The sequence below is a fragment of the Candidatus Eisenbacteria bacterium genome (genome assembly GCA_005893305.1).
Lineage (GTDB): Bacteria > Eisenbacteria > RBG-16-71-46 > SZUA-252 > SZUA-252 > WS-9.
On record VBOZ01000016.1, the window covers coordinates 14,453 to 36,500 of the forward strand.

Consider the following 22,048-nt stretch of genomic DNA (forward strand, 5'->3'; position numbering starts at 1 on the left):
TAGCCGCGATCGAGCAGGTCATCAACGAGAGTGGAATCGCCTCCGCCGACATCGATCACAGGGGCGCTCTTATCCAAGCCGGCCGATTCGATCAACTGGACCGAATAATCGAGATGGGGTCGGTACCAGCTGGGCTTTCGACCCTCACTGTAGACGCGTTCCCAGTGGTCCCTTTGATCCATTCGAACCCCCTGGATGGCGGAGCATGGCGCGCTGGCCGTCGGCATCGTGCGGCCGGCCGAGGGGCCGACACCTGCTCATGACTCCGCGACGTATTCCTTGAGACGGACGTCGATGCGGCAGATGTGATCGATCAGCCACTTGTCTACGCTGTCCACGAGATCGCGAGCGTCGGCGCGGACGAAGCCGCTCGCCGTGTAGCGTTGCTGAAATCCGGAGAGAACTTCCACGAATCTCGCGTGCGCCTTCTTATTCCCCTCTGCCACAGGGCAGCTGTATTTGTCCATGCACCTCTCCTCGAAACCGAAGTGGGTGCGAACGTAGAGCTCCAGTGACTCCAGCATCCCGCCGTACACCTTCTCTCCCGCCCCCTCGTCAAGGGCGGCCCGGAAGTCCTCGGCCATCTTGAAGATCATCTTGTGCTGATCGTCGATGTGATCAATGCCGGTGGCGTACTGGTCGGACCACTTCATCGTGGACTCCTCGCCAGAAGCGCGGCGCGGGGGTCTCCCACAACGGTCCGTGCCTCAGCGCTCAGGCCAGCCTCCCGCAGGCGAGCCGCGGCACGCTCCGCGATCTCCTTGTGGTACTTCTCTTGCTCCGCCATCAGCCGACCAATCGCATCCGCTGCCGCGGGTTCATCGGCTCCGACGAAGATGGGCGAAGCGGCCGAGAGGACGAGGAACTTCGTCGCCTTCGGCCACGCCGTTCCGGTTACGTGCCCGATGACCGCATCGGAATGTGGTGAGTCGTCGATGCCTATGAGGACTTTCATTACCTGACCCCTCCGTCAGCGGGAATCGTATCGCTACCCCGCACCCAGCAAAATGCTACCGTCGACTGCCTAGGCTAACACACTGTCTGAGCGAAGCTTAGCACGATTTCGGGCAACCCCATGCTCGATTCCATCCGGCCAACGACGAGATCGCGCAGGATCGCATTGAATTCGACCGATAGAGAGTCTCTGTACCGGAGCGGGCTCGGCCAAGACCGGGAACCGGGGAGGGACTCTCATCGGATCGGAGCCAAAGAGCGGCGGGGGCCGGGAAGCGTCGGCGCGAGGGTATACCCTCGTCGCGGCCCTAACCTTGGCCGTATTTGCGACGTCCGTGGCCGTGACGTTCCCGCCATCCCCTCGATTCCTTCCAACGGAACAGGCGGACCTCGGACGCGTGACGTGGGGGCCGCCGCGGCGCGGGGACACCCTGAGCCGGGGAGCGCCCTTCTCCCAGGTCCTCGATTCCCGGGGATTCGATTCCGATCAGGTACGGGAGATTACGCGCCTCCTCTGGGCCTACCGCAGCCCCCAGGCGCTCCGCCCGGGCACGACCCTCCTCTTCTCGGCCGGGGCGGATAGCCTTCCGGACCGAATCCGCATCCAGCTGAACCCTGATTCCCTGCTCCATTTCGTCCGCGCGGATTCCCTCTGGACGACACGCGTCGAGTTGGTTCCCTTCGTCATGGATACGGTGCGGATTTCCGGCGCCATCGAATCGAGTCTGTGGTCGGCCCGCCTCAGCGGGGACCTGGATCGGTTCGGGAGGAAGGACTTTGAGGATCTGGTCTACGACATCGCGGACGTATTTGCCTGGAAGGTGGACTTCACGCGGGACCTGAGGCGCGGCGACGCGGTGCGCTTGGTCCTGGAGCGAAAGGTGCGGCCAGACGGTTCCATCCGAAGCCGCCACTTTCTGGCGATCGAGCTACGCAATGGCGACCGCGTCCTGCGGGCCATTCCGCAGCCGACGCCCGGCGGGCGCTACGCGTACTTCGACGAGGAAGGTCGCTCTCTCCGGGGAGCCTTCCTGCGCTATCCGGTGCCGTACCGCATCACCAGCCATTTCACGACTCGCCGTTTTCATCCCATACTCAAACTGTGGCGGGCGCACGAGGGCATCGACTACGGCGCGCCAGCCGGGGCGCCGGTGGAAGCCACCGCATCCGGGATCGTCACGCGGGCCGGATTCATGGGCGCGTATGGTCGCCTTGTCGAGCTACGCCACCCCGGGGAGATCCGCACGCGCTACGCGCACCTGAGCTCCATCGCGCCGGACGTCCGGCCCGGCGCGCGGGTGGAGCAGGGCCAGATCATCGGGCGGGTTGGGTCGTCCGGCCTCGCCACGGGACCGCACCTTCACTATGAGTTCCTGAAGAACGGAAGGCATCGGGATCCCCTCACGGTCGAAATGCCGGGCGCCCCGTCGATCGCCGCATCGCAACTGGAGGATTTTCGCCGGGATCGTGACGCGGCGCTTGCCCTGCTTTACGGCGTCCCGATTTCCGAAGCCGTCCAGATCTCCCTCGCGAGCGGGCCGGTCCGGAGCACGACGAGGTAGCTGCCGAGACCTCCCAAAGGGGATGTACCAAGGGGGCGCGACCCCCCACAAATCGCGCCCCCCGTCCTCTGCCTTCCAGCGAGGCTACCGAAGAATCGCCGTCCTCTGCACCGTCTCCTTCCCGCCGGGCAACGTCACCCGGTAGAAGTAGATTCCGCTGGGGACGCGGCGGCCGTCAGCCCGCCTGCCATCCCAGCTGATGCCGTAGCTTCCGGCCGGCTGATCCTCCTCGAACCGGTGCACCAATCGGCCGGCGACGTCGTAGACACGCACGACGACATGCCCGCCCTGCTCCATGGCATATCGCATGACCGCCACGCCGTCGACCGGGTCGGGTATCACAACCTTCCCCGAGCCGGCGGTGCCCGCGGGCACCGCGCCCGTGAGGTGCGCCGTTGTCGAATTCGTCGTGATCACCCGGAGCGTGTACGGCATTGGCGAGCTGCCCCAGTTCATGACCGCGAAGCCGTAGCTCCCCGGGGTGGTCGGTATCGCTTGGAGGGCGCCCGTCGGGAGTAGATTCGGAGCGTCCCCGAGCAGCGCCCCGGCCGGATCGAGGATCTTGAGCTCGCGACTGCCCAACGTTTCCTCCGGAACCTCGAGCACTCCCTCGATCAGCTGCTGCTTCTCCGTGGTGCTGACATGCTCCACCGCCATCCCAGGAGCCCCGGCGACTCCCGAAGGCGCGGTTCCGGTAAAGGTAATCGTGGTCTCGGTCGGATTCGCGCTGCCCTGGGTGCTCCCGGCGATGAGTAAGCCGTCCACGTAGATGATGTCCCGGGCCAGGCCGTTCGCTGGGCCGATGTCGTTCAGGACATTGAGCCGGAAGGTGTGCGTTCCCGAGCTTGTCGGGAAGGCTACGTACTCCCCGAACGTGAGGTCGTTCTTCCCGGTTCCGTCCGGATGTGCGGGATCGGATGGCGGGCGGTAGAAAGTCACCTTCCCCTTCGATGCCCCGTCGATCTTCACTTCGGCGTCCCCGCCGCGCGGGCCGCGCGCGATCAGGAGATCCACCTCGGTTCCGGTGTAGCGAAATTCCAGGTACGCCTTCGAGCTCTGTTTCGCGCCTACGTTCCGGCAGTAGTGGCCGTCCGTGGCGCGGGCATCGGTCATGTCGTGCCATCCACCCGACTGGCTCAGACTGGCGCTGTTGCAGTCGATCTCCGTCATCGGCCCCTGACCGCCGCCGCCGAGCGGACGATTCGCGCCCTTGGTGTAGAAACAGATGGCCGCGGTGGACGGCGGATCCACGCCGTCGATGGTGTCCGCCGCATAGATGATGTTCGGGAAGCCATCATTGTCGACGGTCAGGGAGGAATACTCCGCCAACTCGCGCGTGCCGCTCGGGCAGCCCAATCCGCGAAGGCAGACTTGCCCCCTGTGAACGACACCTCCGCCCTGCTTGCTCGCGATGTCGAGGTACACGCTCGGCGTGGTCGAGAGGGCGTTGTCGACCTGCGCGTAGACGAGCTTCCACGGCACCTGGGCAGTCTCGAAGTCCGGCGTATCGGGATCGCCCTGCACGTCCGTGGCGTACCAGATCACCCCGACCTTCCCCGGGGCGCCGCCATGAATCCACGGAAGCACGCACGTCCGCGTGAACTCGAATCCGGCAACTCGGGGCGCGTTGAGCGGGACGGGCTTCGTCCAGCTGGCGGGAAGGGTGGGGTTCGCTCCGGCCGGGCAGCTCACGAGGTAGATGTTGTGCCGGTCGGAGAACACGATGTGGATGTTGTCCCCGCGATCCACGGCCATGATCGGGAACCGGTTACTCGTCGTGAGATCTCCCGCGCCGTGGAAAATCAGACCCGTGTCGAACGTGTTTGGCGTGAAGACCGGCACGTCCATCGTGCCTACCGGGATGTTCGCCGGAGCGCTCGAAGGATACTTGGGCGTGCGCCAGACGTAGAGATCGTGCCTGTCCCTGCTGACGAAGGTGCCTAGCAGCGTTCCGTTGCTTTGGATCACGCTGTTGCCCCCGACATCGTCCCCAGCGCTGCTGAGCGGATCCCGCACGAATGAGCCCTTCGGCCACGTCGCCCCACCGTCGTCCGACTGGGCGACATAGACATCGAACTGGCCCGCCTGGAGCTGGGCAGCCTTACGAAGGCTCATGTAGACGGTCTTCTCGCCGCGCGCGACATTCCACTGCCGGTCGAGCTGCGCGGTCGTGAATGGGAACGGGGTCCAGTGATCGCCTCTGTCCTGCGAGACCGACATGGTGGCGGAGCCGAGCCAGAGGCTCGTCACATAGACACGTCCCGTGGACTGGATCCCAGGGGACACGCCGGGCACCGGCGGAACGACGAAGAACGGATCCCCCAGAGCGATGTCATCGTCACCGCCCCCCACGCCGCCTTCCGGCGGCGGATTCGGCGTCGGAGTCGGATTCTGGGTGCCGTCCGGCTGGCCCAGGAAACGGAAGGACGTGCCGCCGTCGTCCGAGCGCCAGAAGTCCACGCCCCCTGGGATGCCACGGATGGCCCCGATGTAGATCGTCCCGAAGCGGTCGATTTCGATCTCGGGCTCGACATCCTGGTCGATGAAGACTTGACTACGCTCTTGATCGGGGAGTTTCACCTCGGGTCTGAAGCCGAAATCGAAGCGCGTGTAGGTCGCCGTCCGGAACTGGTTCGGGGGCTCGGCCGGAACCGTGACGAGGTCGGCCTTCGCGGTGTAGGACTCGTTGACCGCACGGTAAACGAGCACGGACACACGATAGACAACGGCGGGGTCGGCGGCGAACGTGACCTGCTCGGCGTTACCGACGGCCTGACCGTCCACGGCGATCTCCGCGTTGGTCGCGTTATTGAAGACATGGAGATCGAGGTCGTTGAGGGGATTGGTCCAATCGATCCGCACCGTCACCTTGTGAATCGATGGGTCGGTGCCCGACAAAGTGAGCAGGTAGATGTCGCAGGTCGAGTTGGAGCAGTCGGCGGCGACCGGGTTGCTACTCGATCCCGTGAAGGGACCGCCGGTCCACGCCAATGACGGCGTGGCCGTCGACATGGTGCCGCTCGACGGCGTCGCGGCTTGGGACAACGGTGTAAGAACGAGAAGCAACAGAAGCGCAACAAGAAGGATAGGGACATGCTGCCGCGTCCGCATCGGGACCTCCGTTGCAGAGGGTTTTCCTGTCGAATTCAATTGGCCGCCGACCGGCGACTTCTGGGAGTGGAGCGTAAATTTTAATGAGGAGACCGCCTACGGGGCTATCGGCGTACTTCTGAAAATTGTGTCGGGATCTGGCCTACGCGGTGTGGGGGGATACCCGGTCAGTGCATGTAGTGCGCGTCCATCTGGCCCGCGCGGATCGCCACCTTGAGCCGGTTCGTCGCGGGTGGGATGGGGCAGTTGTAGTGCTCCGAATAGGCGCACGCTGGGTCGTAGCAGAGGTTGAAGTCGAGTACGTAGAGGCCGTCGGGCCGCAGCTGGGCATCGAGATAACGCCCCACGCTGTAGGTCTCCTTGCCGGTCGTCGCGTCCGTGAAGAACAGACTGAAATCCTTCTCCCCCACCCCTGGCTCGAGGAGCCGCGTCGCCTCGAGGCGGCACGGCGTGCCCCCCACCTTGAAGTCGAACCACCCCACCCGGACGGCGCGTCTCTGGTTGCCTCGGGTCGAGAGGATGATGGTCGTATCGGGCTTCGGATTCGGCGTGAGCGCCGCGACGATGTGGTAGGAAAGATCGGGCGGGAAGAACTTCATGCCCTTGTAAAGCTTGTACCGTGGGCTCTGCGGATCGAACACGATGATCGCCGGGAAGCGTTGGTGCGAGAGCCGGAGTGTGAAACGCCCCACGCTGATGGTGCTCGCCGGGAGTGTCGCGGAGGACATCTCGGCGTCCTTGACCTTGAAGCTCGCCCCGCGGGCGAGAGTCTCGACGCGGAACGAATCCCCCACGACGGTCGCTCGTAGATGGCGCGGCTTGACGCCCGGATCTTCGATCCGCACGTCGTTACCGGACGCGCTGCCCACCGTGAGCGACGTGCTGCTCCCAAAATCGCGCCGCTGGACGGTGGCCAGGTAGGAGGTCGGCGCGCTCTTCAACCAGTCCTCGGTATCGGCGCGGTCCTTGGCATAGGATTGGAGCAGCGTGTCGGCCTCGGCAGCGCTCATGGCCTTTGAGCCGGCGCGCGTCGCGTCGCTTCCGCCCCCCGAGCAGCCTGCAAGCAGGCCGGCGAGCAGAAGTGCCGCAGGCGGAGCGGCGCGAGACATGCGGCGCAGGTAATCATGTATGGTCATCCAATCACTCCTCCGAGAGGCTGTCGCGGCCGTCGAAGGAGAACTCGAGGTCGGAGCGGAATCGCTAGGAGCAAAGCGCGAGCGGAGCAAGGACCACTACCGAATCTCGAGCGACGCGATCTTGTCGCCGCCGAGCTCGAAGATGTGCTCGAGGGTCAGGGGGCTGTTCGGAAAGTTGCCGGAAACTCTAGCCTTCACCACGATCTTACCCTCCCTCAAAACGGAATCGAGCGGCTCGACCGTATGGTGATACTTCTTCCTCGCCTCGGCGTTCCACTCCTTGATTGCCGGAAGACCTCTTACCGTCTGGCCCTCATCCCGGACGACCCCGTCGGCGACAAAGCAAAGAGCCACCGCGTCCGCATCTTTGTTCTTCTCGGCCGCGAAATACGCGGCGACTGGTCTCGGTAGTGTCATGATCCCCATGTCTGGAGGTTTCCCGAAGGAGGCTCCGTCACTCGACCGTGGCCTCGATGGCCGCCTCGATCGCGGCGACCAGATCTTGGTGATACCACGGCCCGTCGTGACGCTCGCCGTTGATAAAGAACGTCGGGGTCCCATTGACCCCGCTCTTCACCCCGCTCATGAAATCCTCCTTCACGCGCGCGGCGTGCTTGTGCGACTTGAGCTCGCCGGCGATCCGGTCGGCATCGAGCCCGAGGCCGGCGGCATAGGCAACGAGATCCCGAGTCAGGAGGGCGCTCTGATGCTCGAAGAGCGTATCGTGCATCTCCCAGAACTTCCCCTGCGCCCCGGCCGCCTCGGCCGCTTCCGCTGCGTTCGACGCGTTCGGATGCATTTCGCTTAGGGGGAAATTCCGGAACACGAACCGGACGCGTGGGCCGAGCGTCTTTTGAACGGCCTTCACGATCGGGTAGGCTTGGCCGCAGTACGGGCATTCGTAGTCCCCATACTCGACGAGCGTGACGGGCGCACTCGCCGAGCCCTGCGCGTGATCGCGATCGCCGACCGGCAGAACGAGAGTGGGGCCATGATGTCCGCTCTTCATGTCTTGCTCACCTCCTGCTGAAGCGCCTCGAGCGCCGCAAGAATGCCCTCGGCGCCCGGATTGACCCCCACCGGGGAAACGTGACTCCATCGAATCACCCCATCCGCATCGATTACGAACAGGGCACGTTCGGTGAAGCCATCCGAGGGTCGATAGACGCCATATGCTCGCGCGACCGCACCCTTCGGCTCGAAGTCGGCCAGGAGCGGAAAATGCAGCTTCCGATCCGTGGCGAATGCCGAATGACACCACGCCCCATCCACGGAGATCCCGAGTAGCTCTGCCTGGTAGCGCCGGAACTCCGGCAGGATCTCGTTGTAGAGCGCCATCTGATCGCCACAGACCGGGCTCCAGTCGGCGGGATAGAAGGCGAGGATCACCGGCTGCCCGCGAAAATCCGAAAGGGATACCGACTGATCGGGCGTCGTCTTGAGTGAGAACTCGGGCGCAGGACTGCCCGGCTGAAGCGCGAGCCCATGGTGCTGGTTCGCGCCGTGGATCGTCTCGGGGTCGTTCATGGATCCTCCTGGCTGTGAAGCAATCGAGTCTGATTCCCGGATTGACGCAGGTCAAGGATCGGTGATGAGACCGCCATTTTATCACGAACGGTCCGGGCCGCCATACGCAGCCGGTTCACCAACAAGCTTCTGATGCACTGGCGTGCCGCCGGATGCACAACGGGCGGAGCCGCATCTCCTCCACGAAGGCAGACTAGCATCGGTTCCCGCCGCCAGCTACCCTGCAGCCAGGTCGAAATGGTGGCGATCCGGATCCGGTCCGGATCCGCCAGCCGTCCTCCTACCTCAAAGGGGCCAAACCATGCACGACGTTGCCGCCGCACACCTCTCGGCGTGGGAGAGCTTTTACATCATCGTGGGTTCCTCCGCCGGGGCGCTGACCGGATTGCAGTTCGTGGTAATGGCGCTGATTCGGGAGGCCCGCCCCCATGGCAGCAGACATGAGGTATCGGCGTTCGGCACCCCGACCGTGGTGCACTTTTGCGCCGTCCTGCTCCTCGGCGCGGTGTTGAGCGCGCCGTGGGGTGCGGTCTCGAAAGCCGCGTTCCCCTTGGGGGTGCTGGGATTGGCGGGCATAGCCTACACGGCGGTCGTAATCAAGCGCGCCGTGAGGCAGCAGGGTTATAAGCCGGATTTCGGAGATTGGACATGGCACACCGCGCTTCCCCTCTTGTCCTATGCGGCGCTCCTGGTCGCGGCAATAGCCATGTCGCGAAGCCCGGCGCAAGCGCTCTTCGTGATCGGCGCATCTTCCCTCACCCTTCTATTCGTCGGGATCCACAATGCTTGGGACACGGTTACCTACATCATCGTGAGCGAATGGGAGTCAACGAAGGCAAAGCGAAAAGCGGAGGAGTCCTAGGACCGGTCCCGCCAGCGCGCCAGCGTGGGCGGCTCCTTGAATAATTCGGGGACGGTGACGAATCGATATCCCTTCGCGCGTAGTCGCTCGATGACCGACGTCAAACCGCGGACGACGACACTCCGATCGGCGCCGGGCGCGAGGTTGAGCCCGTCGTGAAGCAGGATGATCGCGCCGGGATGCGCGTTTGCCACCACGCGGTCCGAGAGCTGTTGAGCCGTCACTCGATTCCAGTCGATGGCCGAATCGTCCCACGTCACGGTATCGAGCGAGTCTCCCTGGGCGACCCGCATCAGCCATGGGGAGCGCAGCCCCTGAGGCGGGCGGAAGAGGTGCGGGTAGATCCCCGTCGCATCATGGATCGTGATCTCCGCCCGATTGATCTCCCCTTGGATGCGGTCCGGGGACTCGAACGCCAGGCCGAAGGGATGGGTGTCGCTGTGATTCCCCACAACGTGCCCTTCCCCGACGATCCGCGCCGCGATGCTGGGGTCCCGCCTCACTCGCTCGCCGATCAGGAAGAACGTCGCGCGGACGTGCTCCCGCCTCAGGACCGATAGGACTTCGGACGTGTACGGCTCGTTCGGCCCGTCGTCGAACGTCAACGCCACGACCCGATCCCGATTCGAGCCCGTCCAGTGCGTGGTGCCGAACGCGCTCGACCAGGGCGAGACCGCGTCGTAGACGCCGATCCCGACAACCGCGGAGACAAGCGCGGCCGCCGCCCACCGTATCGACCACTTACGGCCGCCGGCCGGGGTCTTGCCGGGGCCCTCATCCCGCACGTCGGGAAATGCCCTCCAGAGCGGCCGGCCCCGCAGCTCGAGCGAGAAGAAATTGGTGGCGTAGAGAAACAGGCTGCGGCCAAGCATTCGGTTCCAGCGCCGGCACGAGGTGTACACCGGAAGGTCCTCGAGGAGCACGACCTGACCGAACTCGCGCAAACGCTCCGACAATTCGGTATCGACTTGGAGATTGAAATCGAGGTTCCACCCGCCGGCCGCATCGAAGGCCGAGCGACGAACCGAGAAGTTGGCACCCCAGAGGTGCGGCCCTTCGGGGCAATTTCGATCGAGGCGATTCAGGACCGGAAGCAGGCCCCGGGTGAACAGTTTGGCGCGGCGGTTCGGGTTGCAGAAGACGATCTCGCCGCCGACCGCCACGACCTCCGGCCGCGTTTGGTACTCGCGTACCAGCCGGGAGACCCAGAATCGAGGAACGACGGTGTCGGCATCGGTGCTCGCGAGGATGTCCCCGCGAGCGACCGCGAAGCCGCGGGCGAGCGCCCGGCTATAGCCGTGCTCCGGCTCCTCCACGACCCGCACGCCGCGGGAGCGCGCCACGGCTGCCGTGGCGTCGGTGCTTGCGTTGTCAACGACAATGACCTCGATGTCGCCCTCATAGTCCTGCTGGAGAAGCGAGTCGATGCAGGCGGCGAGGAGGACCTCTTCGTTGAAGGCGGGGATGACGACGCTGACTTTCATTTGCCGCGCCCGTCACTGTTCTGGCGACCGCTGAGACGGGTCGCCAATAGAATTCGGACGTCCCGCTGCCAGTTGCGGGCTGCCGTCGCGTAGGCGCGTTCCGCGAAACCTTTCGCCGGGTTGTGCTCGATATCGCGCCGGGTGGCCAGGCCAGCCAGGAAGGTGACCTCCACGCTGTCCCGCGGCAGGGATCGGACGGCGACGAAACAGCGGCCGAACGCCTTTCCCGAGAAGAGGCGGAAGAAGAAGTTGTGGATCGGCTTCCACTGAGTCGTCAGGTGGGAGTCCTCCTGTCGCGGAGGCTCGAGCTGCCAGTGATCGTCCTCGAGCGCCAGGCGGGACGCGAGGAGCGCTGTCCTGAGAGAGGTGGCGAGCGTGTCCCGGTGCGCACGTCCGAGGTGCAGATGCCATCCCCCCCCATTCGCCCAACCGCGTGGGTCGCGTCCGACCGAAGGCGGGGGCGGATCCGGCTTCTTGGCCCACGCGGCCGCGGGGCATGCGACCGCGGCGAAGAGGGAGAACGCGGCGAGCGAGCGCGCGATCAAGCGACACCCGCGGCGGTGACGGCGGGATGCAGCTCCAACACCCCGTCCAACGGGGAATGCAGCTCTTCCCTGGGCCGATCGACGTAGGTGCGGGCCCACAGCTCGAGGCAGGTCAGTGCGAATATCTGATGCGCTTGCCGGCCCGGTTGCCACGAGTCCCGGTCGAGCATCGCGGCCACCCCCTTGGGATTCAGCCAACCGCGTCGCGCACAACGTCCGTCCAGCAGCGTCTGGCGGGCAAGGGTTCGGAGTCCGTGATCCATCCATCGGTGGAGAGGGATTCCGAAGCCACGCTTCCCTCGACGGAGGATCGCATCCGGCAGGAGCTGCTTCGTGCTCTCGCGGAGTATCCATTTCGTTACTCCCTGGCGCACTTTCATGGAGAACGGAAGCCGAGCGGAGAACTCGACGATGCGCTGGTCCAGCAAGGGAGTGCGTACTTCCAGCGTGTTGAGCATCGACATCCGATCGACCTTGGTCAGGACGTCGTCCGGAAGGTAGGTCTTCGCGTCATAGTCGAGCAGCGCGGCGAATGCCTCGCCGTTCCGCCCGGCTTGCGGGCTGGGCGTCTCAGCGAGCAATCCAAGTGGGCCGGAAGTCGCCGTCGCGGCCATGTCGGGCGTCAACAAGCTCCCGATATCTTCGGGACGGAACAGCGACATGTTCGCCAGATGGCGTTCGAGGATACCTCGATCCAGCTGGCGCAGCCGCCCCAGAGCGCCTTGCCCGAGAGGAAGCGCCCTCGCCGCGGAGGCGACTTGTCTCCGCAACGCCAAGGGCACCCAATCGCCCGATGCGTGCCGCAGCGCCTTCCGGTACGTGTCGTATCCGCCGAACATCTCATCGCCGCCGTCCCCCGAGAGAACGACCGTCACCTGCTCGCGCGCCAGGCGCGCCACGTGGTAGCTCGGCAGGATGGACGGATCGAAAAACGGCTCGTCGAGCCCCCACACGAGACGAGGCAGCAAGGACAAGGAGCTGGGCCCGATAAAGTACTCGCGATGCTCGGTGTGAAGATGGTCCGCCATGAGCCTCGCGTGCGCGATGTCCCCCTCCGTCTCTCCTTCCACGCCGATGCTGAACGTCGGAATGGATGGGCCGCACTGCGCGGCCACCACGGCGGCAACGCAGCTCGAATCGATTCCACCGGAGAGGAAGACGCCGATCGGCACATCCGCGACGAGGCGCGTCCGTACGGCGTCGTCGATCAGGCCCCGGAGCTCGTCCGCGGCATCGTCGTCCGATCGGGGCTCCATCCTCTCGGTTGGGGCCGCCCAGTATTGCTCGGTGCGCGGACCCGACGAGTCACAGAGGAGGCGTTGTCCCGGAAGGAGCTTCTGCACGCCCTTCCAGATCGTCCGAGGAGACGCGATGTAGCCGAACGTGAGTGCCTCGACGACCGCGCTCTCCTCGACGTTGCGAGGGACGGCCGGGTCGAGGAGTAGCGCTTTCAGCTCCGACGCGAAGACAATCCGATGCCCGTCGTCGTACCAGTAGAGCGGCTTCTTCCCCATCCGATCCCGCGCGAGGAGCAACACCCGGGTCCTGGTGTCGAAGACGGCCAACGCGAACATTCCCGTCAATTCTTGAAGCGCGGCCATGCCCACCTCTTCCCAGAGATGGACCAGCACTTCGCTGTCGCTGGCGCCGCGGAAGGTGTGGCCGCGATGCCGCAGGCGATCGCGGATCGCCCCGCTGCCGTAGAACTCTCCGTTCACGACGACGACGACCGTCCCATCCTCGTTCTGGATGGGCTGTCTTCCGCCTTCGGTTGTATCGATGATTGGAAGTCGCTGATGCCCCAGCCTGGCGCGCTCCCCTCTCCAGACGCCGGGTGTTTCGGGACCGCGATGACGGAGCGCGTGAAGCTGACTTTCGAGGACGTCGAGCGCGGCGGGACCATCGGCATACGCGAACGACCCTGCGAAACCGCACATCGAATCGCCCCTCCGGGCTGATCAGAAGTTACCGTCCGCGCTGCACAGCTACTCTATGGGTATAAGTCGTTCGATACGAGCGTATACCCCTCCCGCATTGCACGGTTGCACGGACGCGAGGAGAAAGTGAACCGGACCCAAACGTTGGCGGCGCGGCGAGGTCCTTCGACGGGCGCCCGTAATGTGGAGTAGCCTTGGTCAAGTGAAGTTAATTCAGCTACTTAACGTCTTGCCTTCATGTTTCATGGCAGCCCATCCGACATCCGATAGCCCACGCCTGTTTCGGTCATGAGCAGCCGCGGCCGCCCCGGATCCGGTTCGAGCTTGTGCCGGAGCTGAGCCATGTAGACCCGTAGATAATGAGACTGGGTGGTATACGCCGGTCCCCATACTTCTCGGAGCAAGAACTCATGGGTCAGCACGCGACCGGCATGTCTCGCCAGTGTGACCAGCAAGCGGTACTCGATCCGCGTGAGCGAAACCGGCGTACGTCCGATCGACACGCGCCGTCGCCCGAGGTCGATCCGCAGAGCTCCAATGCCGAGGACGCTGGTTCCCGAGTCGGACTCGCCGCGAGCCCGATGCCGCAGCGCGACTCGCATTCGGGCCAGAAGCTCCGGCATTGAGAATGGCTTCGTCACGTAGTCGTCCGCGCCGGCGTCAAGCGCACCGATCTTGTCGGACTCCTGCCCACGAGCCGTCAGTACGATGATCGGGATTCCTGACCACTCCCGAATCCGCCGCACGACGGCCAATCCATCGAGATCGGGGAGCCCGAGGTCCAGAAGAACGACGTCCGGGGATCGCGTGGCGGCTTGAGTCACTCCTTCCCCACCTGTGCTGGCCTCGATGCAGCGATATCCCTGGCCTTCCAGCCCGGTGCGCAGAAATTTTCTGATGCCACCCTCGTCTTCGATCACGAGCACGAGCGCGGCAATGCTCCGGTTGACGGGGTCTTTGGCGACTCCGCTCGCAGTCACGGCGTTTCCATCTCCGGCGAATCGCCGGCGTCCTCACGCTCGACGGTGGGCGGCGCGCCCCCGAGCGGAAGGTTTACGGTGAACACGGAGCCGCCGCCGGCGCGCCTCGCCGCGAGGATGGTCCCTCCGTGAGCATCCACGATCCCTCGACAGATCGAGAGACCGAGCCCGGCGCCCGGTCGGATCGCGACTCGCGATCCTCGATAGAACTTCTCGAAGACTCGCTTCTCCTCGCCGGCCGCGAGCCCTTCCCCTCGATCGGCGACCTCGAGGCGAAGCTGCTTCTTGTCGACGGCCGCATTGATCTCAATGGGACAGCCCGCTGCCGAGTACTTGTGCGCGTTCTCGACGAGGTTTCGGACGACTTGCTCGAAGAGCACGTCGTCCATCGGAATGAGAGGGAGGTCGGCCGGGAGCGAGACATTGACCTCTCGACCCGACAGCTCGGGACCGAGCCTCGTCAGCGAGGCCCCGACCACTTCCTCGAGCGAGTGCCACTCCTTCTTCACGCGAAGGGTGCCGGACTCCAGCCGCGTCATGTCGAGCAGATTCCCGATGAGGCGGTTCAACCGCTCCGCTTCCTCCGAGATCGTATCCGCAAGCTCTCGACGGGCACGCTCGCCGATCTTGCTCCCATCGTCTCGAAGGGCGCTTGCCGCGCCGGTAATCGCGGCGAGCGGCGTCCGCAAGTCATGCGACACGCTGCTTAGGAGCGCGTTTCGGGCGCGCTCGGCTTCGATCTGGGTCTGGATCCGACGTGCGTCCTCCGCTAGGCGACAGCGCTCAAGGGCAAGCGCGGTGAGATTGGAAAACGCCCGGATCATCTCCATGCGCTCGGGGTCGAGAAGATTCTCTGGATCCATGGCGCTCAACGACAGGACCGCGTTCACTTTCGTTCCGGCGACGAGGGGAAGGTGCAAGCCTCGGACTCCTTCCGGCGTGCCCCGTGTGAATCCGATGGGCCGGCCATGAAGCAACGCCGACCGAGCGGCGGCACGATCGGGTTCGGACGCGAGGATCTCGGGATCGCCGGCCGCCACAGTGACCGCGCCTTGCCCGTTGGGCAGCACCGCGGCGGCCTCGATTCCGAGGATCTCTCGGATACGACCGACCGCGGCCTCCAGCACCTCGGTCGGGCCGCTGCGTAAGGCGAGATCCTGGCTCAGCCGCTGCAGGGACGTGATGCGTCTCTCGCGCAGGAGGGCCCGCTCCCGCTGCTCGCGTAGGCGGGCGGTGAGCGTGCCGGTGATCACGGCCACCGTCAGCATCACCGCGAAGGTGACGAGGTATCGTGCTTCCGAAACACGGAAGGTGAATCGAGGCGGAACGAACAGGAAGTCAAATGCCGCCACACTCAGCAATGCGGCGACAATCGCCGGACCCCGACCAAAGGAGATGGCGATGATCACGACGCCCAGCAGGTAGAGCATCGTCAGATCGGATAGTTCGGCGTGGTTCTGGAGGAAGGACGAAATGGCGGTCGCGCCGGCCACGACGGCGATGGCGCCCGCGTAACCCTTTCCACTCCCCCGTCGCGCCATGGATCATGATTCTAGCGCAGCCGAACCCGGCGCGAGGGTCAACGCCCATAAATTGATGAAATCTTGATGTGCCCGGCCCGCCTCCTGACACCGCATTGACACCGTTCCGTCATCTACTTACGCGAGGTGCGACCCAACGAGAACATGCCTCGGGACATCTTCGCGGAGCTTCGTCGCTTCTTCATCGGCGGACCCAAAAACCTGTTGGATCCACGCATTCACCAGCATCTCGCCCTCGTCGCCTTCTTCGCCTGGGTCGGCTTGGGCTCCGACGGGCTTTCGTCTTCTTCATACGGCCCGGAGGAGATATTCCGCCAGCTCGGAGCCCACCAACACCTCGCTCTCTACCTCGCGGCGGCGGTCGTGGGGACCGTCTTCCTCATCTCGACCTCGTACAGCCAGATCATCGAGCAGTTCCCGTCGGGAGGCGGCGGCTACCTGGTTGCAACGAAGCTGCTCGGCCCCACTCCTGGGGTAGTGTCCGGATCCGCACTCGTCACGGACTACGTGCTCACAATCGCCATCTCGGTCGCCGCGGGATGCGATGCAATCTTCTCCCTCCTCCCTGGTGCATCGGGCTGGCTCAAGCTCCCTGCGGAGTTCGCCGTCCTCGGGTGTCTCATCCTGCTCAACCTGCGCGGCGTGAAGGAGTCGGTCTACGTCCTGACGCCGATCTTTCTCGCCTTCATCGTGACACACGCCGGGTTGATCGTGTACGGCATCGCGCGGCATGCGAGCTACATCGTCCCAACGGTGACGGCCACCGTCGCGGAGACGCGTGGCGCGGCGGGCGAGCTGGGGATGGCGGGCCTGGCTGTCGTCCTCCTGAGAGCGTTCTCGCTCGGCGGGGGAACATTCACCGGGATCGAAGCCGTTAGCAATGGCGTCGGCATCCTCCGAGAGCCCCGCGTGGAGAGCGGGAAGCGAACCATGCTCTACATGGCTACGTCGCTCGCGTTCACGGCTGGCGGGATCCTTCTCTGTTACCTGCTGAACCGCGTTCAGTTCGAGCCAGGGAGGACCCTGAATGCCTCCCTGTGGGATCAGCTCGCGGGCGGGTGGAGGCTGGGCTCCATGGAGATCGGATCCCCGATCGTCTGGATCACCCTCGTTTCCGAGGGAGCCCTCCTCTTTGTTGCGGCACAGACAGGCTTCGTCGACGGTCCTCGCACGCTCGCCGCCATGGCCGTCGACGAATGGGTCCCCCGTCGGTTCAAGAACCTCTCGGACCGCCTCGTGACGCAGAATGGAGTGCTGACGATGGGCACTGCCACCGGCGTGGTGTTGTGGTACACGCGGGGCGCGGTCGAGCTGCTGGTCGTCATGTATTCGATCAATGTGTTTCTGACATTCACGCTCAGCCAAACCGGCATGGCGCTCCATTGGGCCAAGGCGCGAGGCCACGAACGCCACTGGCGCCGGCGGCTGATCGTGGCTTCCCTAGGCGCGCTGGTCACCGGGATGATTCTCTCCATCATGATCGCCCTCAAGTTCCTCGAAGGAGGCTGGGTCACGCTGCTCGCCACGGGCGGATTGATCGGCGTCTGCTTCGCGGTCAGGGGACACTACAACGACGTCCGCCGGCACCTCACCGCCCTCGATGAAACCCTGCTCGATCTCCCCCTTCCGGCCGCTGCCGAGGTTCCCAGGCGATCACCGACCAGCGCCACCGCGATCATGCTGGTCGAGTCCTACAGCGGGCTCGGGGTCCACACGTTTCTCTGGATCCATCGCCTCTTCCCCGAACAGTTCAAGAACTTCGTCTTCGTCTCCGTGGGACTCGTCGACTCCGCCCAGTTCAAAGGAGTCCAGGAGCTCGGCGCCCTCGAAGGGCGCGTGCGTGAGGATCTCGAGAAGTACGTCCATCTGGCCCACCGGCTCGGGTGCTACGCGGAATACCGCTACGCCCTTGGAACCGATGTTCCTCTGGAGCTGGAGGGCATTTGCACGGCTCTCGCGGGAGAGTTCCCTAGCCCCACCGTGTTTGCGGGAAGGCTGGTGTTTCAGCGGGAGTTACTGATTACCCGCTCCCTTCACGACCAGACGGCCCATTCCCTCCAGCGCCGGCTCCTCTTTCATGGGATCCCGGTCATCATTCTGCCTGTGCGGGTATGGGATATCGCGAGCGTCGGCTGATTTCCGGCAGCGAACCATCGGTGCCCGCGGCGCTAGTGCGCTCCGTCGTGAATCGAGGGCGATGAAGCGCTAGTACGCCAGTTGTACCGCGCCTTTTCCGGCGGCAGCCAATTGGGAAGCGGCATCAGCAAGTAGTCGGAGAGGGCCGTAAGGTAGGGCGTATACAGTCGTCGGAGGTCTCGGAACCGGGCATCGGCTTCGGGTCCTTGCTCCAACGGTAGGCCCGCCGCTTCGAGCCAGGCGCGCAATCCCGCGATCCGCTCGGTCTCGCCGCCGGCGCTTCCTTCATCCCGAGGCTTCAGCCGAAATACCTGACTTACGTCGACCAGGGTGTGGCGGCAGATCGCGAAGGTGAGCCGCGCCTGGAACGGGTCGACGCCCTTCACCCAAGCGCCGGCAAGGGCCGAGGCATCCAAAATGGCGCAGAGCGACGCTAGCCACGACTGGTTGTCGTGCTGCGAGCGGAAGAAGGCGAGCGTTGGGTACGAGAGGTGGCTCTCGAGGATCTCGGCCGCCGTCAGCTCCCAATCCCGGAACAGTCGATCCAGCTCGCCGCCGGGATTTCCGCTCTCGAACGCACGCTTCAAGATGAGGCCGGCGGCGGGCGGCGATCCCGCCCACTGATCGAGCATCGTGATCCGGGCCTCCCGCCGGGAGAAGAACTGGTAGAGAACCGGCACGTACGCGATCACGAGCGCGAGGAATCCGAAGCCTATTCCCGCCTCCAGCACGGTGAGCACGCGAGCGAATTGCGTCATCGGGACGACGTCGCCGAGCCCCAGCGTGAAGAAGGTAGTGCCGCTCATGTAGAGGTCTTTTCCAAAACCGGCGACCCCGCTGGGCGCCGCGAGGTGCGATCCGACCGCCCAGTGAAGCAACGCGAAGCCCAGGATGAGCCCCGCGGCCCAGACGCTGAAGAGCCCGAGGAGCGACAACTGCGCGTAGAAGCTGAGGAACAATTCACGATCGTTTCGGGCGCGGATCCCCCGGGAAAGCCTCCTCCACACCCTCCAGATACTCCGGAGCACCAGGCGCGAGACGCGGATGTCCCCCGGAAGTCTACGCGGGAGCAAAATGGTCTCGTACGCGTCCCACAAGAGGATCGCGAGAAGGAAAACGCCGAGCGCTCCCGTGAGCGTCGTGATTAGGCTCATCGCTTCGCGTGGGACTCCGTCGTCTTGTCGAGAGCGGCGCGGAGCCCTTCCGCGAGAGCCCTGGTGGAGCCCACTCCCCAGTAGTGAAGAAAGACGATCCTCGGTTCCTCTCCTGTCATGTGTTGATGGATCGCAACGATGTTGATCCCCGCGGCTCGCAGTGCCTTCAACACGCCCTGCAATTCGGATTCGAGCATCGCGAAGTCGCCATCCACGACCGAATGATCGTCAGTTCCCACAAAGGCTGCCCATGTATTCACGCCCATCGTGTTACCCATGAGATGACCGTGCATTTGGGTCGTTCTTCCCACGACGACCTTGTAGACCCCGTCATTCAGGCTTCCCTTTTCGCGCAGTGCCGCGTCGATCTTGGACGGGTCCAGCGTGGTCTTCGAGGGGTCGAGGTCGGAGGCCGGGGTATCCCCCTTGCCGCCTCCGGTGTCCTTGATCTTCGCGAACACAAATCCGACGGCCGCGGCGAGCTTCGCCTCGTCGCCCATGCCGCCGATATGCATGAACATCACCCTCGGGCTGTCCCAGAGGAAGTGATTATGGAGAGCGGTGACCTCCAGCCCGTTGTCGAGCGCCACGCTCATGACCGGATTGACCTGATCTTCGAGCAGGACCATGTCACCCATGACCACCGTATTGCTGCCTATACGCTTGAATGAGGCCCATGACGTCAGGCCCATCGGCGGTGTCATTCGCACCCCTGCAACCCTGATGTCCAGGTCCGCGCGCGGAACCGACACCTTAAAGACGCCCTCGTCGTCGAGTTTTCCTCTCGCTCCGGTCAGCTCTTCGATTCGGGCCGTGTCTGGCCGCGTCGTCTCGTGGGCTGGGGCTCCCGCCGCACTCGAGACCGCTGCAATCAAAATGAATGCCGGTGCGAGCAATGCTGCTTTCATGGTGCCTCCACTGGGCTCGCTACGGAACAACATCGAAAACACGAATCTCGGACTGCTGGGAAGCATGGTGAGGCACCGCGACGAAGAGCCGTTGGCGTTCCGGAACGAAGAGCGCGGTTCGGGCTCCCGGCGCCGTCGGGACCCTGGCGATCACACGGAGCCCACCGAGGTTAGCAGGCTCCAGCACATCGACGAATCCTGCGCCGCACGCGACGTACAGACGTTCGCGCCGCGCCTCGTAGAACATATCATCGGGGTCGCCATCGACGGGTACTGCTTCTAGAGTTCGCCCGGACCGGGTGTCCAGGACCACGACCGCCGCGGGAGTGCGGCAGCCCACGAATAAGCGATGCCCTGGATCGTCAAGCTCCATGGGGTAGTTCGCGCGATAGGCCCCGAGCTTCCACGTCGCGATGACCTGGCCGCTCGCGCGGTCCGCGACAGCAACCTGACTGGCATCCGGGATGTTTACGAATATTCTGGCACCGTCCCGTTCGAGCTGGAACGACTCGGGATGACCGGCAAGCGCGACGTTGCCCAGGCTGTCGCCTGTCCGAGCGTCGACGATCCCGACCGCGCCGCCGCCGTATCCCACGTAGATTCGATTCGCCTTTGCGTCGTACCGGATGTTGTCGGCGTCGCCGGAGAAGCGCAGAGTTCGCAAATGATGAAACGTCGCCCCGTCGACCATGTCGCACGTGCCGTCGCCGCCGTTGGAAACGAAGAGGCGTGTGGGAATGTTCGTGAAACCGAGACCCTGTGGCTCGCGGAACCCACGAAGACTCCGTTCCCGCCTTCCCGACCGAAGGTCGACAACCTCAACCGTCCCATTTCCGAGCGCGGCGACGAAGAGCCGCTCTCCCTGGGGATCGACCGCCATATGGTCAATGCGACCTTCGACCCCGGCGAGCGGGACAGACTGAACGAGCCGCAATGGGTTTTCGTCCCGCGCCGCGGCTGCCGGCATGCCGCAGCATAGGAAGCTGAGGGCCAGGCACAGGGTGATTCGGCTCACTACCGCAATTCCACGTGGGCGAACACCATCCCCGACGTCGGATTGCTTCCGTAGACGTCCTGGATCTCTTGGGGCACCAACGAGAGCGTACCGAGAACTCCCAGGCCCGCGGCCAGGTGTTGATTCCTCCAGAAGTCATACCGGTAGCCAAGACTCAGCTCACCCACGTCGAATGCTTCCCCGCTCCGCGAATCGCCCTCCGGGAAAAGCTCGTTCTTCTCGACACGCTCCGCGCGCGCAAACAGCGTGTGCTTCTCTTGAAGCTGTACCGCGGCCTCGGCGGTGAAGGCGTCGAGAATGGGACCGGGGCGACTGCGGTTTCGACCCCAGGCCACGGTCGTCTCCCACCGCCCACCCGTCCAGGCCCCCGCGTACATCGCTGATGCCGTGGTGCGGTCGACGTTCACCTCGGGCTCGAGCTGCTCGGGGCTCATCAATCGACCGTAGCTCACCTGGAATGCCCATGCCGGCGCGGGATTGAGCGACAGGCGGAAGGAGTGGGAGTCCAGCTTAGGCGACTCGATGTCGTAGCGGTTCTGATCGGGCTCGCGGCCGCGGAACGCCGACGCCTCGATCTTAGCGCCTCCCACCACCGCTCCCGCCGTCAGAACGCCGAAGGTGATGTGGGAGGAGTCGAGCCAGTGGTGCGTGATGGGAGCCTGCGGGATGTTCGAGCCCGAGAAGCGGTGCATGAACGCCGGAGGCCCCAGCGCGGGCTCACCCGGAAGGCCGCCGTAGACGAAGAGCGACCGGTTCCCCCTCGCGATGCTGTAGGTGGCCGCGAGCTCCATGAAGAGATCATGAGGATGCTGCCGGTCGATCAGATGGGTTCGGCCGTTCGCCGTCTCTCCTGTCTGAAGCAAGAGCGGATAGCCTTCCTTCCCGATCGTCGTGGGTTCCAAGGAAACCATCGCCCGGAAACCTAGCGTGCCGGGACCAGCCGGCCGCTGCGCCATGCCCATGAGCATGTTCGAGCTGAAGACCTTATCGTCCCCGCGCGCGCCGCCCTGCTTGTCGTACACCACGTCCGCCATGCCGTGAAGCATGAGCACCCACGATCCCCTCATTTCGTGAATGCCATGGTGACCCGCTCGGTCGGGTTGCCAGGCCGTCCCCGAAGCCTCGCGAGACATGGAATAAGGACCGTACAGACCGTTCATCGCCATCTCGTGATCATTGCCCATCGCCGCCATGTC

19 protein-coding genes and 1 pseudogene (1 of these 20 only partly in view) are annotated in these 22,048 nt (G+C 64.6%); 3 read left to right on the forward strand and 17 right to left on the reverse strand.

The features are described from left to right. From E6K79_06055 to E6K79_06065, 3 genes and pseudogenes are all read right to left on the reverse strand, one after another. Positions 1-182, reverse strand: a pseudogene (locus E6K79_06055) (class I SAM-dependent methyltransferase) (it extends 427 nt beyond the left edge of the window). Between the two features lie 75 nt (positions 183-257). Beyond that, positions 258-653 carry a bacteriohemerythrin gene (locus E6K79_06060; GenBank protein TMQ64907.1) on the reverse strand — a complete coding sequence of 132 codons (396 nt, stop codon included), beginning with the start codon at positions 651-653 and terminating at the stop codon, positions 258-260. Further along, a complete protein-coding gene (locus E6K79_06065) occupies positions 650-955 on the reverse strand; it encodes a universal stress protein (protein TMQ64908.1) in 306 nt (101 codons plus the stop codon). Before E6K79_06065 ends, E6K79_06060 begins: the two co-directional genes overlap by 4 nt. Positions 956-1,352: 397 nt before the next feature. On the opposite strand from E6K79_06065, the gene E6K79_06070 reads away from it, so the two are divergent. Then, the gene (locus tag E6K79_06070) at positions 1,353-2,516 is read left to right on the forward strand and encodes a M23 family metallopeptidase (protein ID TMQ64909.1); all 1,164 of its coding nucleotides are present in this window, start codon (positions 1,353-1,355) and stop codon (positions 2,514-2,516) included. 84 nt (positions 2,517-2,600) lie between these two features. Here E6K79_06070 and E6K79_06075 read toward each other — a convergent pair whose 3' ends face one another. From E6K79_06075 to E6K79_06095, 5 genes are all read right to left on the reverse strand, one after another. Next, entirely contained in the window at positions 2,601-5,627 is a 3,027-nt protein-coding gene (locus E6K79_06075; protein ID TMQ64910.1) for a T9SS type A sorting domain-containing protein, read from the reverse strand. 167 nt (positions 5,628-5,794) lie between these two features. Then, complete coding sequence (locus tag E6K79_06080; GenBank protein ID TMQ64911.1) at positions 5,795-6,763, reverse strand: DUF1684 domain-containing protein; 969 nt, start codon at positions 6,761-6,763, stop codon at positions 5,795-5,797. A 96-nt stretch (positions 6,764-6,859) separates the two neighbouring features. Continuing rightward, positions 6,860-7,189: a nuclear transport factor 2 family protein gene (locus E6K79_06085; protein ID TMQ64912.1), complete on the reverse strand. Its 330-nt coding sequence runs from the start codon at positions 7,187-7,189 to the stop codon at positions 6,860-6,862. 28 nt (positions 7,190-7,217) lie between these two features. After that, complete coding sequence (locus E6K79_06090; GenBank protein TMQ64913.1) at positions 7,218-7,772, reverse strand: disulfide bond formation protein DsbA; 555 nt, start codon at positions 7,770-7,772, stop codon at positions 7,218-7,220. Beyond that, on the reverse strand, positions 7,769-8,290 hold the full coding sequence (locus E6K79_06095; protein TMQ64914.1) for a redoxin domain-containing protein: 522 nt from the start codon (positions 8,288-8,290) through the stop codon (positions 7,769-7,771). Before E6K79_06095 ends, E6K79_06090 begins: the two co-directional genes overlap by 4 nt. A 301-nt stretch (positions 8,291-8,591) precedes the next feature. Here E6K79_06095 and E6K79_06100 point away from each other — a divergent pair, with 301 nt between their 5' ends. Beyond that, entirely contained in the window at positions 8,592-9,152 is a 561-nt protein-coding gene (locus E6K79_06100) for a hypothetical protein (protein ID TMQ64915.1), read from the forward strand. Here E6K79_06100 and E6K79_06105 read toward each other — a convergent pair. From E6K79_06105 to E6K79_06125, 5 genes are all read right to left on the reverse strand, one after another. After that, positions 9,149-10,636, reverse strand: coding sequence for a glycosyltransferase (locus E6K79_06105; protein ID TMQ64916.1), 1,488 nt, complete (start codon positions 10,634-10,636; stop codon positions 9,149-9,151). The genes E6K79_06100 and E6K79_06105 overlap by 4 nt on opposite strands. Then, complete coding sequence (locus tag E6K79_06110) at positions 10,633-11,181, reverse strand: hypothetical protein (protein ID TMQ64917.1); 549 nt, start codon at positions 11,179-11,181, stop codon at positions 10,633-10,635. The genes E6K79_06105 and E6K79_06110 overlap by 4 nt, the downstream gene beginning before the upstream one ends. Beyond that, positions 11,178-13,118, reverse strand: coding sequence for an asparagine synthase (glutamine-hydrolyzing) (gene asnB, locus E6K79_06115; GenBank protein TMQ64918.1), 1,941 nt, complete (start codon positions 13,116-13,118; stop codon positions 11,178-11,180). Before asnB ends, E6K79_06110 begins: the two co-directional genes overlap by 4 nt. A 242-nt stretch (positions 13,119-13,360) precedes the next feature. Continuing rightward, positions 13,361-14,056 (reverse strand): response regulator, encoded by a 696-nt coding sequence (locus E6K79_06120; protein TMQ64946.1) that lies wholly within the window; start codon positions 14,054-14,056, stop codon positions 13,361-13,363. 38 nt (positions 14,057-14,094) lie between these two features. Beyond that, positions 14,095-15,639, reverse strand: a complete 1,545-nt coding sequence (locus tag E6K79_06125) for a DUF4118 domain-containing protein (GenBank protein ID TMQ64919.1) — start codon at positions 15,637-15,639, stop codon at positions 14,095-14,097. Between the two features lie 144 nt (positions 15,640-15,783). Here E6K79_06125 and E6K79_06130 point away from each other — a divergent pair, with 144 nt between their 5' ends. Continuing rightward, positions 15,784-17,775, forward strand: a complete 1,992-nt coding sequence (locus E6K79_06130) for an APC family permease (GenBank protein TMQ64920.1) — start codon at positions 15,784-15,786, stop codon at positions 17,773-17,775. Positions 17,776-17,807: 32 nt separating this feature from the next. Here the strand turns inward: E6K79_06130 and E6K79_06135 are convergent, their stop codons facing one another. The 4 genes from E6K79_06135 to E6K79_06150 are packed head-to-tail and all read right to left on the reverse strand — an operon-like array spanning position 17,808 to position 22,018. After that, positions 17,808-18,929, reverse strand: coding sequence for a two pore domain potassium channel family protein (locus E6K79_06135; GenBank protein TMQ64921.1), 1,122 nt, complete (start codon positions 18,927-18,929; stop codon positions 17,808-17,810). Next, entirely contained in the window at positions 18,926-19,837 is a 912-nt protein-coding gene (locus E6K79_06140; protein ID TMQ64922.1) for a DUF1259 domain-containing protein, read from the reverse strand. Before E6K79_06140 ends, E6K79_06135 begins: the two co-directional genes overlap by 4 nt. Before the next feature lie 19 nt (positions 19,838-19,856). Next, a complete protein-coding gene (locus E6K79_06145; GenBank protein TMQ64923.1) occupies positions 19,857-20,852 on the reverse strand; it encodes a hypothetical protein in 996 nt (331 codons plus the stop codon). Then, on the reverse strand, positions 20,852-22,018 hold the full coding sequence (locus E6K79_06150; protein ID TMQ64947.1) for a hypothetical protein: 1,167 nt from the start codon (positions 22,016-22,018) through the stop codon (positions 20,852-20,854). Before E6K79_06150 ends, E6K79_06145 begins: the two co-directional genes overlap by 1 nt. Positions 22,019-22,048: the final 30 nt, after the last annotated feature.

Coding starts and splice junctions, on each gene's coding strand:
- E6K79_06100 (TMQ64915.1), top strand. CDS start 8,592: ATGCACGACGTTGCCGCCGCACACCTCTCGGCGTGGGAGAGCTTTTAC.
- E6K79_06135 (TMQ64921.1), bottom strand. CDS start 18,929: ATGAGCCTAATCACGACGCTCACGGGAGCGCTCGGCGTTTTCCTTCTC.
- E6K79_06085 (TMQ64912.1), bottom strand. CDS start 7,189: ATGGGGATCATGACACTACCGAGACCAGTCGCCGCGTATTTCGCGGCC.
- E6K79_06095 (TMQ64914.1), bottom strand. CDS start 8,290: ATGAACGACCCCGAGACGATCCACGGCGCGAACCAGCACCATGGGCTC.
- E6K79_06140 (TMQ64922.1), bottom strand. CDS start 19,837: ATGAAAGCAGCATTGCTCGCACCGGCATTCATTTTGATTGCAGCGGTC.
- asnB (TMQ64918.1), bottom strand. CDS start 13,118: ATGTGCGGTTTCGCAGGGTCGTTCGCGTATGCCGATGGTCCCGCCGCG.
- E6K79_06075 (TMQ64910.1), bottom strand. CDS start 5,627: ATGCGGACGCGGCAGCATGTCCCTATCCTTCTTGTTGCGCTTCTGTTG.
- E6K79_06065 (TMQ64908.1), bottom strand. CDS start 955: ATGAAAGTCCTCATAGGCATCGACGACTCACCACATTCCGATGCGGTC.
- E6K79_06090 (TMQ64913.1), bottom strand. CDS start 7,772: ATGAAGAGCGGACATCATGGCCCCACTCTCGTTCTGCCGGTCGGCGAT.
- E6K79_06150 (TMQ64947.1), bottom strand. CDS start 22,018: ATGGCGATGAACGGTCTGTACGGTCCTTATTCCATGTCTCGCGAGGCT.
- E6K79_06130 (TMQ64920.1), top strand. CDS start 15,784: ATGCCTCGGGACATCTTCGCGGAGCTTCGTCGCTTCTTCATCGGCGGA.
- E6K79_06125 (TMQ64919.1), bottom strand. CDS start 15,639: ATGGCGCGACGGGGGAGTGGAAAGGGTTACGCGGGCGCCATCGCCGTC.
- E6K79_06080 (TMQ64911.1), bottom strand. CDS start 6,763: ATGACCATACATGATTACCTGCGCCGCATGTCTCGCGCCGCTCCGCCT.
- E6K79_06105 (TMQ64916.1), bottom strand. CDS start 10,636: ATGAAAGTCAGCGTCGTCATCCCCGCCTTCAACGAAGAGGTCCTCCTC.
- E6K79_06060 (TMQ64907.1), bottom strand. CDS start 653: ATGAAGTGGTCCGACCAGTACGCCACCGGCATTGATCACATCGACGAT.